The following is a 505-nucleotide window of genomic DNA, read 5'->3' as shown; positions in this document are numbered from 1 at the left end:
CCGTCACCGAAGTCCAGCGTGACCGGCCCCGTGGGCGTCCCCGCACCCGGCGCCACCGGCGCCACCGCCACGGTGAACGTCACCGGCTCACCCACCACCGACGGATCCGCCGACGACGACACCGACGTGGTCGTCCCGGCCTGAACCACCGACTGCACCACGGAACCCGACGAACCACCGAAATCACCGTCACCGCCATACGCCGCAGTGACCGTGAACGGACTCCCGGAGGCAGTCGTGTAGGTGTGCGCGACCGTCGCCGAACCACCCACCACCGGCACTGTCACCGGCACCGCCCCGTCGCCGAAGTCGAAGGTGACGTTCCCCGTGGGGGTGCCGGCGCCGGGCGCCACCGGCGCCACCGTGGCGGTGAAGGTCACCGGCTCACCCACCACCGACGGATCCGGCGACGACGACACGGTCGTGGCCGTCCCCGCCTGAACCACCGACTGCACCACGGAACCCGACGAACCACCGAAATCACCGTCACCGCCATACGCCGCAG

1 pseudogene is annotated in these 505 nt (G+C 71.3%); it reads right to left on the bottom strand.

Annotated elements, in window-relative coordinates:
- Positions 1–362 (bottom strand): annotated as a pseudogene (locus tag IE249_RS40240) (Ig-like domain-containing protein); the annotation flags it as partial.
- Positions 363–505: the final 143 nt, after the last annotated feature.

Origin of the sequence: Streptomyces anandii JCM 4720 (assembly GCF_014650655.1) — a bacterium.
GTDB classification, from domain to species: Bacteria; Actinomycetota; Actinomycetes; order Streptomycetales; family Streptomycetaceae; genus Streptomyces; species Streptomyces anandii.
Note: the sequence above shows the minus strand (reverse complement) of the source record. Positions and strands in the feature narration are given on the sequence as shown.